Annotated in this window: 13 protein-coding genes; 3 read left to right on the top strand and 10 right to left on the bottom strand. The window is 62.0% G+C overall.

Annotated elements, in window-relative coordinates; translation table 11 throughout:
- Positions 1-17: 17 nt before the first annotated feature.
- A complete protein-coding gene (locus DSAT_RS10800; RefSeq protein ID WP_235695945.1) occupies positions 18-377 on the top strand; it encodes a PqqD family protein in 360 nt (119 codons plus the stop codon).
- Here the strand turns inward: DSAT_RS10800 and DSAT_RS10795 are convergent.
- Positions 362-784, bottom strand: coding sequence for a hypothetical protein (locus DSAT_RS10795; protein ID WP_020887550.1), 423 nt, complete (start codon positions 782-784; stop codon positions 362-364). The two genes, DSAT_RS10800 and DSAT_RS10795, sit on opposite strands and share 16 nt — an antisense overlap.
- Before the next feature lie 367 nt (positions 785-1,151).
- Positions 1,152-2,606 (bottom strand): D-glycero-beta-D-manno-heptose-7-phosphate kinase, encoded by a 1,455-nt coding sequence (gene rfaE1 / locus DSAT_RS10790; protein ID WP_020887549.1) that lies wholly within the window; start codon positions 2,604-2,606, stop codon positions 1,152-1,154.
- Positions 2,607-2,815: 209 nt separating this feature from the next.
- On the opposite strand from rfaE1, the gene DSAT_RS10785 reads away from it, so the two are divergent.
- On the top strand, positions 2,816-4,348 hold the full coding sequence (locus DSAT_RS10785; protein WP_020887548.1) for a hypothetical protein: 1,533 nt from the start codon (positions 2,816-2,818) through the stop codon (positions 4,346-4,348).
- 95 nt (positions 4,349-4,443) lie between these two features.
- On the opposite strand, the gene DSAT_RS15530 is transcribed toward DSAT_RS10785, so the two are convergent.
- The 4 genes from DSAT_RS15530 to DSAT_RS10770 all read right to left on the bottom strand — a co-directional run bounded on the left by DSAT_RS15530 (position 4,444) and on the right by DSAT_RS10770 (position 6,447).
- Entirely contained in the window at positions 4,444-4,596 is a 153-nt protein-coding gene (locus DSAT_RS15530; protein WP_020887547.1) for a hypothetical protein, read from the bottom strand.
- A 1-nt stretch (position 4,597) separates the two neighbouring features.
- Positions 4,598-5,200: a TetR/AcrR family transcriptional regulator gene (locus tag DSAT_RS10780; protein WP_020887546.1), complete on the bottom strand. Its 603-nt coding sequence runs from the start codon at positions 5,198-5,200 to the stop codon at positions 4,598-4,600.
- 312 nt (positions 5,201-5,512) lie between these two features.
- On the bottom strand, positions 5,513-5,962 hold the full coding sequence (locus tag DSAT_RS10775) for a chemotaxis protein CheD (protein WP_020887545.1): 450 nt from the start codon (positions 5,960-5,962) through the stop codon (positions 5,513-5,515).
- A 65-nt stretch (positions 5,963-6,027) separates the two neighbouring features.
- The gene (locus DSAT_RS10770; RefSeq protein ID WP_235695949.1) at positions 6,028-6,447 is read right to left on the bottom strand and encodes a response regulator; all 420 of its coding nucleotides are present in this window, start codon (positions 6,445-6,447) and stop codon (positions 6,028-6,030) included.
- 175 nt (positions 6,448-6,622) lie between these two features.
- On the opposite strand from DSAT_RS10770, the gene DSAT_RS10765 reads away from it, so the two are divergent.
- Positions 6,623-7,897, top strand: a complete 1,275-nt coding sequence (locus tag DSAT_RS10765; protein WP_020887543.1) for a cyclic di-GMP phosphodiesterase — start codon at positions 6,623-6,625, stop codon at positions 7,895-7,897.
- Positions 7,898-7,957: 60 nt separating this feature from the next.
- On the opposite strand, the gene DSAT_RS10760 is transcribed toward DSAT_RS10765, so the two are convergent.
- From DSAT_RS10760 to DSAT_RS10745, 4 genes are all read right to left on the bottom strand, one after another.
- Positions 7,958-10,105 (bottom strand): hybrid sensor histidine kinase/response regulator, encoded by a 2,148-nt coding sequence (locus DSAT_RS10760; protein ID WP_020887542.1) that lies wholly within the window; start codon positions 10,103-10,105, stop codon positions 7,958-7,960.
- A 133-nt stretch (positions 10,106-10,238) separates the two neighbouring features.
- The gene (locus DSAT_RS14955) at positions 10,239-11,804 is read right to left on the bottom strand and encodes an SPOR domain-containing protein (protein WP_020887541.1); all 1,566 of its coding nucleotides are present in this window, start codon (positions 11,802-11,804) and stop codon (positions 10,239-10,241) included.
- 18 nt (positions 11,805-11,822) lie between these two features.
- The gene (locus tag DSAT_RS10750; RefSeq protein ID WP_020887540.1) at positions 11,823-12,782 is read right to left on the bottom strand and encodes a type II secretion system F family protein; all 960 of its coding nucleotides are present in this window, start codon (positions 12,780-12,782) and stop codon (positions 11,823-11,825) included.
- Between the two features lie 13 nt (positions 12,783-12,795).
- The gene (locus DSAT_RS10745) at positions 12,796-13,746 is read right to left on the bottom strand and encodes a type II secretion system F family protein (RefSeq protein WP_020887539.1); all 951 of its coding nucleotides are present in this window, start codon (positions 13,744-13,746) and stop codon (positions 12,796-12,798) included.
- Position 13,747 lies beyond the last annotated feature (1 nt).

Here is a 13,747-nt window from a genome sequence, read left to right as displayed (position 1 = left end):
AGGAATCGCTGGCCGCCGTGCCGGTACGAAATCCCGAGGTTCGCGAGGAACAGCGGGAAGGAAGCTTCCTCTTGACCTATCCGGCCGTGCCAAACCTCTGGTTCGGTCGCATGGCCTACCGCCTGGGCATATGGGACGGCTCGCCGCTCATCAAACGCCTGCAACTCGACGGTATGGGCGGCACGGTCTGGGAATGGATCGACGGCCGCAACAGCGTACGCGACCTCTCCGAGATGCTCGCCAAACGCTACAGCATTCTGCCGCGCGAGGCCGAGGCCTCCATAAGCGCGTTCCTGCGCGAGCTTGGCCGCAGGGGCATCATCGCCTTGCGGCACCCGCCAAGCTCGCTCGGCGCAAGCCTTCAGGGCCGCACATAGACGTCCAACGCCACGCCGTCCCAGACCGGACTCGACCAGTAGGCGATCGCCCAGACCATGAGAGCGGCGGCACGAGTATCATCCAAACGTTCGAGCTTTCTTTCGAGAGAGGGCCAGCTTGCGCCGTGCACAAGATGCACGCTCTCATCGGCGCAGGCTTCGCGCATGCGGAGCAGGAAATAGGATTGGCGGCACTGTTCCGGGAGCAGACGGCTGACTTTCTTGTAGGCCTCGACGATAGTCTTCAATTCGGACGCCGAAAATTCGGTTTTCAATTGCCCCAAGGCGCGGCCAAACGTCTGCATGGCCCAGGGAAGGAGAAACTCCGCCCCGGCACTCTTAGTCCGGAACAATGCCTTGAGCTGCCTCTCCAGTTCTGCACCGATGCGCGCCGCGACCTGCGCCATACCCCTCTCCCAACTTTCACCTTTTTTCCAGCTTACCTGCTATCACCCCTCAAACACTAATCTATCAAATTAATCAAGAGCGAATCTAGATTTTAAATAGAACCAATTTCACGACGCTCTTGCTGCAAGCGGCTGCGCAAAGCGATCGCGACGCCGGGTCAAAGGCCTCAGGCCAAACGCGCGGGTCAGTTGCCTGGCTGCGAAATGGTTCAGAGCTTGCTGACACAATCTATCGTCCAGGCTGCTCAAAAAGTCACAAATGCAAGGCACAAAAAAGTTCACGCCACGCGCAGCTTGACCTGCACGAGGATTTGAACTGTTCGCGGCAACCCAGCAGATGGGGCTTTTCCAGCAGCCTGAAACGGGTTTACGTCTTGATCCGGGCAAGCAGATCCGTGGTGCTCTTGCCCTGGACGAGGGGGATGATCTCTACGCTGCCGCCGCGACCCAGGACGAGTTCATGGCCCACGACCGTCTCCACGGTGTAGTCACCGCCCTTGACGAGCACGTCGGGTTCGAGCGCGGCGATGAGATCGAGCGGCGTGTCGGCATCGAAGAGGACGACCAGATCCACGCATTCGAGCGCCGCAAGCAGGGCGGCCCGTTCGTGTTCGGGAAGAATGGGTCTGGCGTCACCCTTCAGGCGGCGCACCGAGGCGTCGGTATTGAGACCCACAATCAGGCGCTGTCCGAGCGCGGCGGCCTTGTGTAAAAGGTCGATGTGCCCCACATGCAGGAGATCGAAACAGCCGTTGGTGAAGACGATACGCGAACCTTGCCCACGCCAAGTCTCGACCATGGCCCGCGCCCGTTCCTGGGGCTTGATCTTGTGGGCCGTGCCGAACTCCCGGCGCACCAGGGTTTCCTCAAGCTCAGAACGCAGAATGGGCTGCGTGCCGAGCTTTCCGACCACGACGCCTGCGGCGGCGTTGGCCAGGGCTGCGGCGTCGCGCGGCAAAAGGCCGGCGCCGAGCCCGGCCGCGTAGGTGGCGATGACAGTATCCCCCGCGCCCGAGACATCGAAGACTTCGCGCGCCTCGGCCTTGATACGCCAAGGCTCCTGGCCCCGCACGAAGAGCGAAAGCCCCTTCGCGCCGCGCGTTACGAGCAGTTGATCGAGGCTGAAGGCGTTGATGGCCGTGCCCGCCCGGGCATCGAGATCCTTTTCGTCGGTGGGGTCGAACTGGGCGACCTGAAGGAACTCCGCCGTGTTGGGCGTGATGCAGGTGGCCCCCTGGTAGCGCGTCCAATCGCCGCCCTTGGGGTCTACAAGGACGGGAATTCCCCGCGCCTTGCACGCGGAGATGATGTCGTAGGCGAGCATCCCGGAAAAGACGCCCTTGCCGTAATCGGAGCAGATCACCGCATCGACCGAAGGCAGATACGTCATGAACTCCTCAAGAATGCGCGACGCCGTAATGTCGTCCACCCGGGCCGTATGCTCCTCGTCAAGCCTGAGTAGCTGCTGCCCACGCCCCATGACCCTGGATTTGACGGTGGTCGGCCTGCCATCCTCCTCGAAAAGACACACCGCGATGGGCAGGTCAGCAAAAGTCCTGCGCAGTTCGCGACCCGGCTCGTCCGAGCCGCAAAGCCCGATGCAGACGCTGCGGCATCCAAGCCCTGCAAGGTTTGCGGCTACGTTGCCCGCGCCGCCCAAAGTATAGGTCTTGCGCGCCACGCGCACGATTTGCACGGGAGCTTCGGGCGATATACGGCTGACCTCCCCCCAAATGTACTGATCGAGCATCACGTCGCCGATGACGATGACGGTGACGGCGCTTAGGTCGGGAACGGCCGGGACGGTTTGTTTCGTTGTCATGCGCGGCTTCTTCGTTTGGACGTGGAAAGGCCCCGTCCTCTTACGTCCTTTTCGTTCCGGGTTCAATATGCCAAAGGTCCGAGACCGAAACGCACCTGCTCGCACCGCCGCAGATCAGGTCTTCTCATGTTCCGGCTTCTGGTGTAACGGTTTCGAAAACGAACGGGGCCGCCTTCCCCCCTAAATCCGGATTTCTCCGCGGCGAAAGGATGCAGAACACGACCGTGACGCCCCAGGAACAAGACGCCTCCCCTCCAGCCGAAATCCACGACCGGCTAGCGGCCTATCTGCGTAAGCTCGCGCTGCTCAAGGAAAGGGGTGCATTGCGCGACGTCATGGAACGCGAGATGCTCCTTGAGTTCATCCGCATCAACAAGAACCGCATCAACGAATTCCCCCTGCTCCAGGTTCAACAAAACGGCGTCATCAACACCCTGGGCTACCGCTCGAACGCCCACCCGGCACATGAATTCGTAAAGCGCTGTACAGCGACCTTCCTGCATTTGCTCACCCAGTACGGCAAGGCCGGGCAAGGACGGGATGCCGCGCTGGCCGATTCGCTCCGGGCCCAGATCGTGAACAATGAGGCGGTCCTCATCAAATGCGCTCAAGGAGCGGTCTATTCCGCCGCGCTGATCCACGACAATTTCGAGGAAGCCCTCATCTCCTTTTTCGGAGAGGGCGCCATCGAGATCATGGACGAGGCCACAGAGCGCCTGGAAATGAACGATCGCTACTGGAAAGAGCTTTTGGACGGTTTCATCGCACGACGGGTCGACGAAAGTCACGAGCGAATGATCCGCGAAGAGCGCTACAGCTTACGCAAAGAGCAAAACACGCTCGTTGTGCAGTTTCCGTTCGACAGCATGTTGGACCAGATCAAGGGCGATGGCCGAAAAATTGAAAAAACGCGTGTCCAAAAGGCGTTCGAGGAGATAGGCGAGAACCCTCAGGGAGTGTTGGCGCGAAAACTCGTCTTCGAGGCCCTGGCCTCGGAGCAGGATGTCTTCGGCGACCGCATGACGCGGGAGCAAAGACTGCACACGGCGGCGATCGTGTGCATGGATGTCGTGGCCGAACAGTTTCTGGAAATCATCAAGGAACGCGCCGCTGCGGGAAACGACGGGGTCTCCCCCGAAGAGACCGCCCGCCTCGAATTCGTCCGAGAACAGGTCACGGCAATGGCCGTGGGCTGCGTTTTGATCCACGACATCGTCCGCGACGACTTCACCGCGGGCATTGGCACGCTTGGCATCACGGACCCCAGACCTTACCGGGAGACGGTGCAGAACTTCGAGGCGGAGAGTCTGTATCGGACCATTCACGCCCTGCTTGAAGGGCGGTTTTTGTCCATCCTCAAGGAACGGCTGGCGGATGAAGGCGGAAAGGTCGTCCTGAAGACGGCGCGGGCGCGGCGGGTACCCGCACCGGGCATCGAACGCCTCACGGCTGCCGGGCTCACGCGCATCCGCCGCGCCAAGCTTTTCGACCCCGACAAGGAGCGGCCCGGAGCGTTCATTTTCACGTCCCGAAACGCCAAGGAACTCTACGGCCTCATGCGGATGCTCCAAATCGAGCGGGAGCTTGAGCAGACCCTTATCCAGGCGTGGGAACAGGCCGAGCCCAAGGTGGACATCCTGGCGGTCATCAACGTCGAGGCTCTGGCCAAGACCACCACCAACCTCAAGGGGCGTCTCGCCGAAATCCTCGGCCGGCTGGGCATCGCTCCAGTGGGCGGTTGAACGTTCCCACCCAAAAAACCTGCCGCGCCGCGCGAAGACGGCCGCCCTGTCCCCCAATCCCTGCGACCGCCGTCTCCACCGGGAGACGATCCGGCTCAGGGCTTACGCCCGCGCCCGTCCTGGTTCGCCAGGCACCACGCGGTCAGCCGGTCCATGTGCTCGGCCTGTCCGCAACGAAACTGCTCCACGAGATTCTTGAGAGCAACGATGTACGCGCTGACCAGCATGGCAGGAAGCAAATCGTTCATGTCAAACCTCCGAGCCGGTGTCGGCAGCCACGGCACGCCTGATGAAGGCGAGAGCCTCGTCGAAATAGTTGTCCGGGCAGTAGGGACTGAGGAGCCTCGTGCGCACGGAACCCACGATGCTCGCGAAAATGACAGTGGCCAATCGGAACGGCTCGGCGCGGACTACGCTCCCGTCTTCCATACCCAGCTTCAGGAGTCGTGACAGTTCGTTGATCATGCCTTCAAACCGTCCGACGATGTCGTCCTTGTTCACGTCGCCCTTGAGATCGCTATATGGAGAACAGCGCACGAGGATCATGAAGTCCTGTCCGGCCTTGAGTGTGAAGGCGAAGTACGCAGCCACGAAGCCGATGACCGAATCGAGCCCTGACGGTTTTCCAGCGCCTCCGGCCCGAGCCGCCTGTTCCAACTCGTCGAGCACGGAAAGACTCGAAGCCACGAACAGCTTTTCCTTGCTCCCGAAATAATGCGTAATGAGCCCGAGGGCAGCGCCGGATTTCTCGGCGATGCGCTTGAACGTCGTGTCCGCGTAGCCAAGCTCCCCGAACAGGGCGCGGGCGGCGTGCAATATCTTGTCCCGGCTTGAAACGTTGTCCGCATCCATGACTGTCGCCCTTGGTTGTTTACCCAAACAAGTCTCGTCTACCCCTAACTGATTGGGTAGTCAACCAAAACATGCGGACGGCACCAATATTTTATAGGCAATCATTACAAAGTGATGGACGCCAATGGTTCGCGATGGATAGTCGCCAGGGTCACAAGATCAGGACCGGGATAACGCAAATCCGCGTTCGTCCGCCTCGCACGCTCCTCCGGAAATGACGAAAAAACCTGGTTTCGACTGCGCGATCACCGCGCCCGTCGGGCGCGCGAAGCGCCCGCCCAGGACGTCGGCCAAGGGACGTCCGTTCGCAACTCACTCCTGGATCGTGGGCAGCAAGGGCGAGTTGATACGCTTGACGAATGCCTCGCCCGTATCGGTGCGAAAGACGAGTTTGCGCCCCATCGCTCCTCCCACGCTGGAAGCGCTCACGCGCACCCCCAGGCGATCGAGCGTTGCGAACGCGGATTCGACGTTTCGCCTTCCCACCTCGAATCCCTTGCCCTGCATGAGACCCGCGCCGCCGAACACCTTTGTTTCGATGCGATTCCTGGGCACACCACGCAGCCTGAATTCATCAAAAAGGACGATAATGGCTGTATCGACGTACTTGAAGCAGGTCGTGGCGGTGGTCACCTCCCGGTGATCCTCTGCCCGAGGCAAAAGGGCGTGAAAAATGGCAGCAAGCCCGTCCGTGGGCGCGAAAAAAGTGACCGACACGCACGATCCGAGCACCGTGCGCACCAAGCAGGGCTCGTCATACATCCCCCCCTGACCGACCCCCAGATAGGCCGTCGGCAAGCAAACGGATGACGCGGTTCCGTCTTTGCTCACACTTCGTCCCGTAAATCGTGAGGATTCTCAGCCAGATCGAGATTGATGAGCATCTCTTCGATGGCCCCAGGATCGACTGGCTTGGTTAGATAGGCGTCAGCCCCGCAGCCGTACTGTGCGTCGATCATGTGCTCCCGGTCGGAAAGGCAGGAGACGATCACAATGCGTGCCCGCTCCGACTCGCCGAGCCCAGACGCGTCCTCCATCTCGCGGATGGCACGGGTCGCGGACAGGCCGTCCATTTCGGGCATCATGATGTCCATGAGTACCAGGTCATAGAAATCGCAGGCTTGTATGGAGCGCTCCACCATCTGCACGGCCTCCAGGCCGGTGCCCGCCAGGTCGCATGATCCATGATGATCAAGAACTCCTTTGAAAAAGCACCGCGCCGAACTGCTGTCATCCACGATCAGCATGCGCACGTCGTCCTCCATGCGGCGGTCTTTGACCGCTATTGGTTCATGAAATCATACGCCATCACGCCCGAAGCACAAGTCCGGCTCCACCCCGGAGTTTGCCTAACCCGACGCCGATTTCATTGCATTTTGCCCGCTCCAGGGCTATTCTGAAATTCAAGGAAAACAAGCACGAATGGCCGAATTCAACCTCCCAGAATACCGCGTCAGCGTGGACCAGCTTGAGCCGGGTGTTTTCATCCGTCTCGAGAACATCCGCTGGTTTGAACATCCCTTCCTCTTCAACAGCTTCAAGATTTCCAGCGAACAGCAGATCGCGATCCTGCGCGACCTCGGCATAAAAGAGGTGATCTGCGTCCCGGAAAAAAGCGAGCGTCTGCCCGGCCGCCCCCGCGAGGAGTCCGGCCCGCCCCCCAAAAAACGACCGGTTGCAACCGAAGCCGCCATGGACAGTCTATGGCGCAAGAAAAAGGCCCAGGCCGAACGGCTGCAAAAGAAGCGTGAACACTTGGCGCGCTGCGAAGAACGCTACGCCGCGACGGTCAAAAACGTCTCCGCAATCACACAGGGCATCCTGGCCGAGCGCGTCTCCTCGATGGCCGAGGCAGCCAAGCTCGTGGCCGACATGACCGAGTTCTTCCTCTCGGACGTCGAATCGACCCTGCACCTCGTCAACGTCATGAACCAGGGCGAGCGCATTCATTTCCACGCCATGAACGTGACCGTCCTCTCCCTCATGCTCGGTCACAAGGCCGGCATGACCGGACAAGAGATGAACGCCCTGGGCATGGCCGCCCTCTTCCATGACATCGGCAAGGCCCGCATCGAAAAGAAGCTCCTGCGCAAACGTGGGACGCTCTCTCCGGCCGAACGCGCCGTCGTTGAACGGCATCCCCGGATGGGCGTGGAAATACTCGCCCGGACCTCGGATTTTCCTGCCATGGCCCTCGAAGCCGTGGCTCAGCATCACGAACTGGCCGACGGTTCCGGATACCCACGAAAACTCACGCTCGACGCGATCGGGACCGCCGCGCGCATCCTGGCGTTGGCCGACACCTACGACAACCATTGCAACCACCCCGATCCCCTGGAATCCTACACTCCGTATCAGGCTCTCTCGTTCATGTTCACCCAGCAAAAAGAACTTTTCGACCCTGATCTGCTCCCGCTGTTCATCCGCTGTCTCGGCGTCTACCCTCCCGGGACGGTCGTTCAGCTCTCGAACGGGTCCATCGGTCTCGTCGTTTCGGTAAACCCCGAGAACCAACTCTTCCCGAACGTGCTCGTCCATGCCCCGGACATTCCCAAGAAGTCGGCTCTGATCATCGATCTTGCCGAGGAGCCGGACCTGACCATCGAGAAAAGCATCCGTCTGAGCCATTTGCCCGGCGAAATCATCGACTACCTCAACCTGCGCTCGCGCATCTCCTACAGCCTGGACGCAAGCTGAGGCCGCAGGCCTTAACCCCGGATCGTCGCCTGGACAGCCTCATTTCAAGAGCTGCCAGATTCAGGATGTGACGGCGGGAATTCCGGTCGCGCCGAGCCGGTGCAGGCTCTCGGCCAGACGGCCGCGCAAGAGCGGCTTCATGAGCAGATCGCTGACATTAGCGGCGGCCAGCGACTCGGCTGAAATGGCCTCGCTGAACCCGGTGCACAACAAAACCGGTATTCCCGGCCGGATGGCGTTCAACCTTGCGGCCAGTTCCAACCCTGTAAGTCGGGGCATGTTCTGGTCCAAGACAACCAGATCGAAACGGGCCGGATATTCGGAAAAATGGGCCAAAGCCGCTTCGGGGTCCGTGAAACCCTCCGCCTCGTAGCCCAGAGCCTTGAGCATCTCCAAGCCTATCTCCACAAGCGCTGACTCGTCGTCCACGAAGAGCGCCCGTCCGCCTCCCGCGAGCGGCGCGATCTCCGGTGCGGGCTCCATTTCGGCGGCGGCGTCGGTTTTGGGCAGTAAAACGTGAAAGACAGTGCCCTTTCCCGGCTCGCTCTGCACGGTCACCGCGCCTTCGTGAGCGGCGACAATGCCGTGGACGACCGAAAGGCCCATACCCGTTCCTTCTCCAGGCCGCTTGGTGGTAAAAAACGGATCGAAGATGCGGTCCAAGATCTCTTGCTTGACGCCGTGCCCGGTGTCGCGCACGGATACGCGCAGATAGGCCCCTGGTGTGAGGCTCGGCATGCCCTGCGCCTTGTCCTCGTCGACCACCTCGTCCGCCAGCGAAATTTCGAGCAGGCCGCCTGCGTCGCGCATGGCGTGAGCCGCGTTGGTGCACAGGTTGAGGAGTATCTGGTGCATCTGCGTCGGATCGGCCGCCACGAGGTCGTCCGAGGTCTCCAGACGCAGGCGGATGTCGATGTTCGCGGGAAGGCTCGAACGAAGCAGCTTGAGCGCTTCCTTGACCAGGGGAATGACATGCAGCGGCGTGCGCTCCTGCCCGCCCTGACGGCTGAAGTTGAGGATCTGACGCACCAAATCGCGGGCTCGCTGCCCGGCGGTGACGATGCCTTGCATGCGGCGCTCCAGAGGCGTGCCGGAAGGGGCGGAATCAAGAACTATCTCGGCGTAGCCAAGAATAGCTCCCAAAATGTTGTTGAAATCGTGGGCGATTCCCCCCGCCAGGGTACCCAAGGCTTCCATCTTCTGGGCCAAGCGCAGCCGCTCCTCAAGCTTCCTACGCTCGGTGATGTCGTAAAAGTAACCCCTGATCTCGATCAGCTTGCCGTATTCGTCGAAAACACCGTTGAAGCTGCCTATCAGCCAGACGATGCTGCCGTCCGGTCTGCGATAGGAAGTCTCGATATTGCGCACCGAGCCCTCCGCAGGCAGAACGACACCGACCGAACCATCGCCGAGCGTTCCGAAAGCGAGATCACTGATGGCGAAACCAATGGCGTGGCTTGGAGTCTCGAAGCCGAAGGCGCGAGCAAATGCCTCGTTGCAGGCCAGGATGCGCCCGTCCGGGCTGGCCACGAAATTGCCGGTGATGTCCTCGTCGAAAAGTTGCCGATACCGCTCCTCACTGATGCGCAGGCGGGCCAGCATCTGAGTGCGTTCGGCCAGTTCCTGCTTGAGCTCGCCCTTGACCCTCTCGAAGTCGGCCGTGCGTTCCTCCACCGTGCGCCAAAGGATGGAACTCATCTCCTGATACTGGCGTTCGACGTGCCATTTGGTGCACAGCGAGAGGGCGAGCTGTCGCAACTCCTGGGGCTTGAAAGGCTTTTGCAAGTACAGGAGTTTTTCGGGCGGTGGCACGCGGCGGTTGAGCTCAGCCAGCGAGATGTCCGCCTGGCCGGTGACCATGACGATCTCAACACTCGCGTCGAGCGCACGGATGCGGGCTGCGGCGTCAAGACCGTCGGTTCCGGCCGCAAGCCGCACGTCGATGAGTGCCACGGCGTAGGGCCTGTCCTCGTCCAACGCCTCCCTCGCACGCCGGACTGCTTCGTCCCCCGTCTGGCACAACGTCAGATCAAATCCTTGGCCGGAACCGGACTGCCTGGTGACGTTCCTTCCCTTTGTCTCGGCCAGTGCTTCGAGGAGCCGGGGTCCCTCCATCTCCAGGCACAGAATGTCGCGATACAGGCTCAGAACGACCTCGTCGTCGTCCACGGCCAGAATTCGATATGCTTCGGGTGTGCTCTGCGACATCTGGATTTCGGCCTCACTCACGCCATGATAAGTGTACGTGGCATCCGCCCAAAAGAAAAGCCGCCGTATGCAAACGCCTCGGCGGCCTTCCTCCCGGGAATCCTTCCTCGCCTCCTCGCGCGGCGAAAGCGCGTCAGATACTCTTCACGCTCTCGGCCAGCCGGGACGTGGAGGAATTCTCAACCACACCCTCGCGTCGCACCGGAACGCTCTGGCCCAGAGCGAGTCCCTCGGGGGAGGATTCCTTGGCGGCCAATGCCTGGGCTCCCGTGGCGAAACGTCCGAACAGCACGCGGTGCCACACGCCCTTCTCGCCCAGATCGGCGCGCGCCAATTCGACCTCGACGCCTTTGGCCGCGAGCGATTCGAAGTGGGCGCGGGCCGCCTCCTCGCTCTTCCAGGAACTGAGCAAAAGAGCCCACTTGGCCTCGCCGGAGGTCGTCGCCGCCTGCACGCCCGGTGTGGCGACCGGCTTCACGGCATCGACCTTCACAGCCGGGATAGCCGGTTCAAGCACCGCCGTCTCATCTGGAGTCGGGGAGGCCCCCTTCATCGCGGCTTCTGCGGGTTCTACAGCTTTTGACTGCTCCAAAACGGCAGTCCTTTCGGAAGCCAGGATTGCGGGAGCGTTCGGCTGCGCCGATTTTTCATGAATGACGGGCGCGGGAACGGCTGCCACGGATTCGACGGACAGCGTCGCCGGAACGAACACGGGCTTAGCGTTGCGGGGCTTGTCTGGCTGGCCGCCGGACTCCGGAATCCGGCCAAAGGCCTGATCGGAAAACGCCGGGCGGGGGCTGTGAACCGCCGCCAAACGCGCCCGCTTCAGGTTTTCGCTGGCCTGGGGATAGAAGACGGGGGAAAGCGCCACGGCCTGCTCAAGGTGCACCAAGGCCGCGTCGTAATCGCCCTTGAGGAAGAGAACGTAGCCCAGATTGTTGTGCGCCTGGGCGGGTGTGCCCGCGCACAAGAAGGCCTGCAACGCCTCGTCAGTGCGTCCTTGCCGCGCCAGGGCCAGGCCCAAGTTGTTGCAGACCCGCGCGCTGGCTCCGGCGATGCGCGTGGCCTCCGAAAAAGCCGAGACCGCCTCGGGGAGCCTGTCCTGCATCATCCGCGCGACGCCGAGATTGTTCAGGGCCTCGGCGTTGCCTGGGCGTTCGGCCAAGGCGGCCTCGAAGGCCTGGGCGGCTTTGGCGTGCTCCTGCCTGCGATCATAGATCATGCCGCGTAGCATGTTGGCCTCGAAGGCGTCCTTGCCGCGCACTGCCTTTTCCAGATGCCTCATGGCCTCATCGTCCAGAGCCACGGCCATATAGATGCGCCCAGCCAAAAGGTGCGCCTGCGCGTTGTCGGGCTCACGCGCGAGCACCTGGGACACCCTCTCCATGGCCTCCTGCGTCTGCCCCGCGCGACGCTGGATATCCGCCGCGAGAAGAATCGCCTCAGTTCCATCGGCCCGCTTTTCTCCGGCTTTGGCGGCGTGAAACGCAGCTTCCTTGAAATCGCCGTGTTCGAGCATGGTGCGGCCCATGGCCAGATGCTGCTCGTAACTCATTTCGGCGCCGGGGTTGTCCAGGGCGAAAAGCCAGTCGCGCATGGAGTTGGGTCCTTCGCTCATGCCGGTTCCGGCGCAGCCCGCAAGGGCCGCGAGCAAAATAAGGACTGCCAGGCAACGAATGAGAGATGATGAGGCGTGCATGGGTATCTCCTTCTCGCCCTAAGGATTGATGCGGGCGAAAACGTCCATGAGTTGCAAACCCGCCGGGCCCACGATGACCACGAAGAGAGCGGGCAGGATGAACAGTACAAGGGGGAAGAGCAGCTTGACCGGCAGCTTGGCCGCTGTTTCCTCGGCCCGCTGGAAGCGGCGCGTGCGCATGGTCTCCGAATAGACGCGCAAAGTGGTGGCCACCGACGTTCCGAAAGAATCCGCCTGCACAAGCAATGTGACCAGCGCGTCCACGTCGTCGAGGCCGATGCGCAGGGACAGCCCTCGCAAGGCGTCGTGCCGCTTCTTACCCGCGCGAAGCTCCAGAGTCAGAAGCTTCAGCTCCTTGCTGATTTCGGGGGCGCTCGTGGCCACCTCGCGCGAGACGCGCTCGATGGCCTGATCTAGGCCCATGCCCGCCTCCACGCAGACCACGAGCAGGTCGAGCGCGTCGGGCAGTTCGTTCAGGAGCGTACGCTTGCGCTCGGTCGTGCGCGACTTGAGCCACATGCCCGGCACGGCGTAGCCGATGAGCGCGCCCAAGGTGACAAAGAGGAAAAGAAAACGCTTGAGCGCGGGATTGGGGAAAAGCACCGGAAGCAGAAAAGCCAACGAGACAAAGACGATCATCAGCGCCAGACGGGCGCCCAAAAAGACCAACGGCGCTTGGTGATGCCGCAGTCCGGCTTGCAGAAAACGCACTCGTTCCTCGCTCAACGTGGTGCGGTCCTTGGGAGCGATGCGCTCGCCGAGTTGGCGGACTTGGTCGAACAGCCAGCGCCCAAGCCTCAGATGCACCGTCGGCTCCGCTGTCTGCGATGCCGCGACCGCGCGTCCGGAAGCCCTTTCGATGCGCTGTACAACGTTGAGCGTGGCCCCGCCGCCGCGCGCAAGCCCAAGAATGCCCATGGCGGCCATGAAGACCGACACGGCGGCCGCGCCCACGATCAGCAAGACGGTGTAATCCATTGCCCGTTCCTCCCTAGACCTGGATGTTCACGAGCTTTCTGATCCAGATCACGCCCTTGAACATGCTCACGCCAGCACCCATGAGCATCAGCCTGCCGATGTCCTTCTCCCAGAGCACGCTCATGTAGACCGGATTCATCAGGTAAAGGATGAGGCCCACTGCGAAAGGCAGGCAGATGAGAATGATCGCGGAGAGCTTGCCCTCGGCGGAGAGGGTCCGGACCTTGCCCGCCAACTTGTAGCGTTCGCGAATGAGCGTGGCGATGGAGGTCACGATCTCGGTCAGGTTGCCGCCGGATTCGCGCTGGATGTTCACCGAGACCACGAAGAACTTGAGGTCCGGGCAATCCACGCGGCGCAAAAGGTTGGCCAAGGCCTGCTCGACGGAGAGGCCGTAGTTGATTTCGTCCAGGGTGGCGGCGAATTCCGGCCCGATGGGATCGTCGCACTCGTCGGCGATCATGCGCAGTGCTCCGGCAAAAGCGTGGCCAGCCTTGAGCGCGCGGCCCACGAGGTCCAGCGCGTCGGGAAGCTGTCGCGTGAAGCGCTCCATGCGGGCCTTGGCCCGGCCCTTGATCACCGCATAGGGGAGATACAGCCCCGCGAGCGCGGCTGGAATGGCAGCGACGACACCGGCGAAGACCCAGGCGAGCACTCCGAGGACGGCCGCGCACACGGTCATGATCAGCAGCACGAATCCGGGCGACACGCTCATCCCGGCACGGCGGATGTGATCGCGCAGGTCGCCGCCTCCCACCAGCCTTTCCAGAAGTCCGGCGCGGCGGGCCATGGCGTCCGCGCGCAAAAGGTTCGTCGCCCCGGCGCCGAGCGATTCGTGCACCAGGCGGTCCATCCGTTGCCTGGCTGCGTCGCGCGCGTCGGCCCGGGCCCGCATGAGGCCCAAAACCCCGTTCACGGCCAGAAAAACGGCCAAGGCGATGGATACGAGCAGGAGCCAACCCATA

Origin of the sequence: Alkalidesulfovibrio alkalitolerans DSM 16529 (genome assembly GCF_000422245.1) — a bacterium.
GTDB classification, from domain to species: Bacteria; Desulfobacterota; Desulfovibrionia; order Desulfovibrionales; family Desulfovibrionaceae; genus Alkalidesulfovibrio; species Alkalidesulfovibrio alkalitolerans.
The sequence above is the reverse complement of the archived record's forward strand: the minus strand, read 5'-3'. Positions and strand labels throughout refer to the sequence as shown.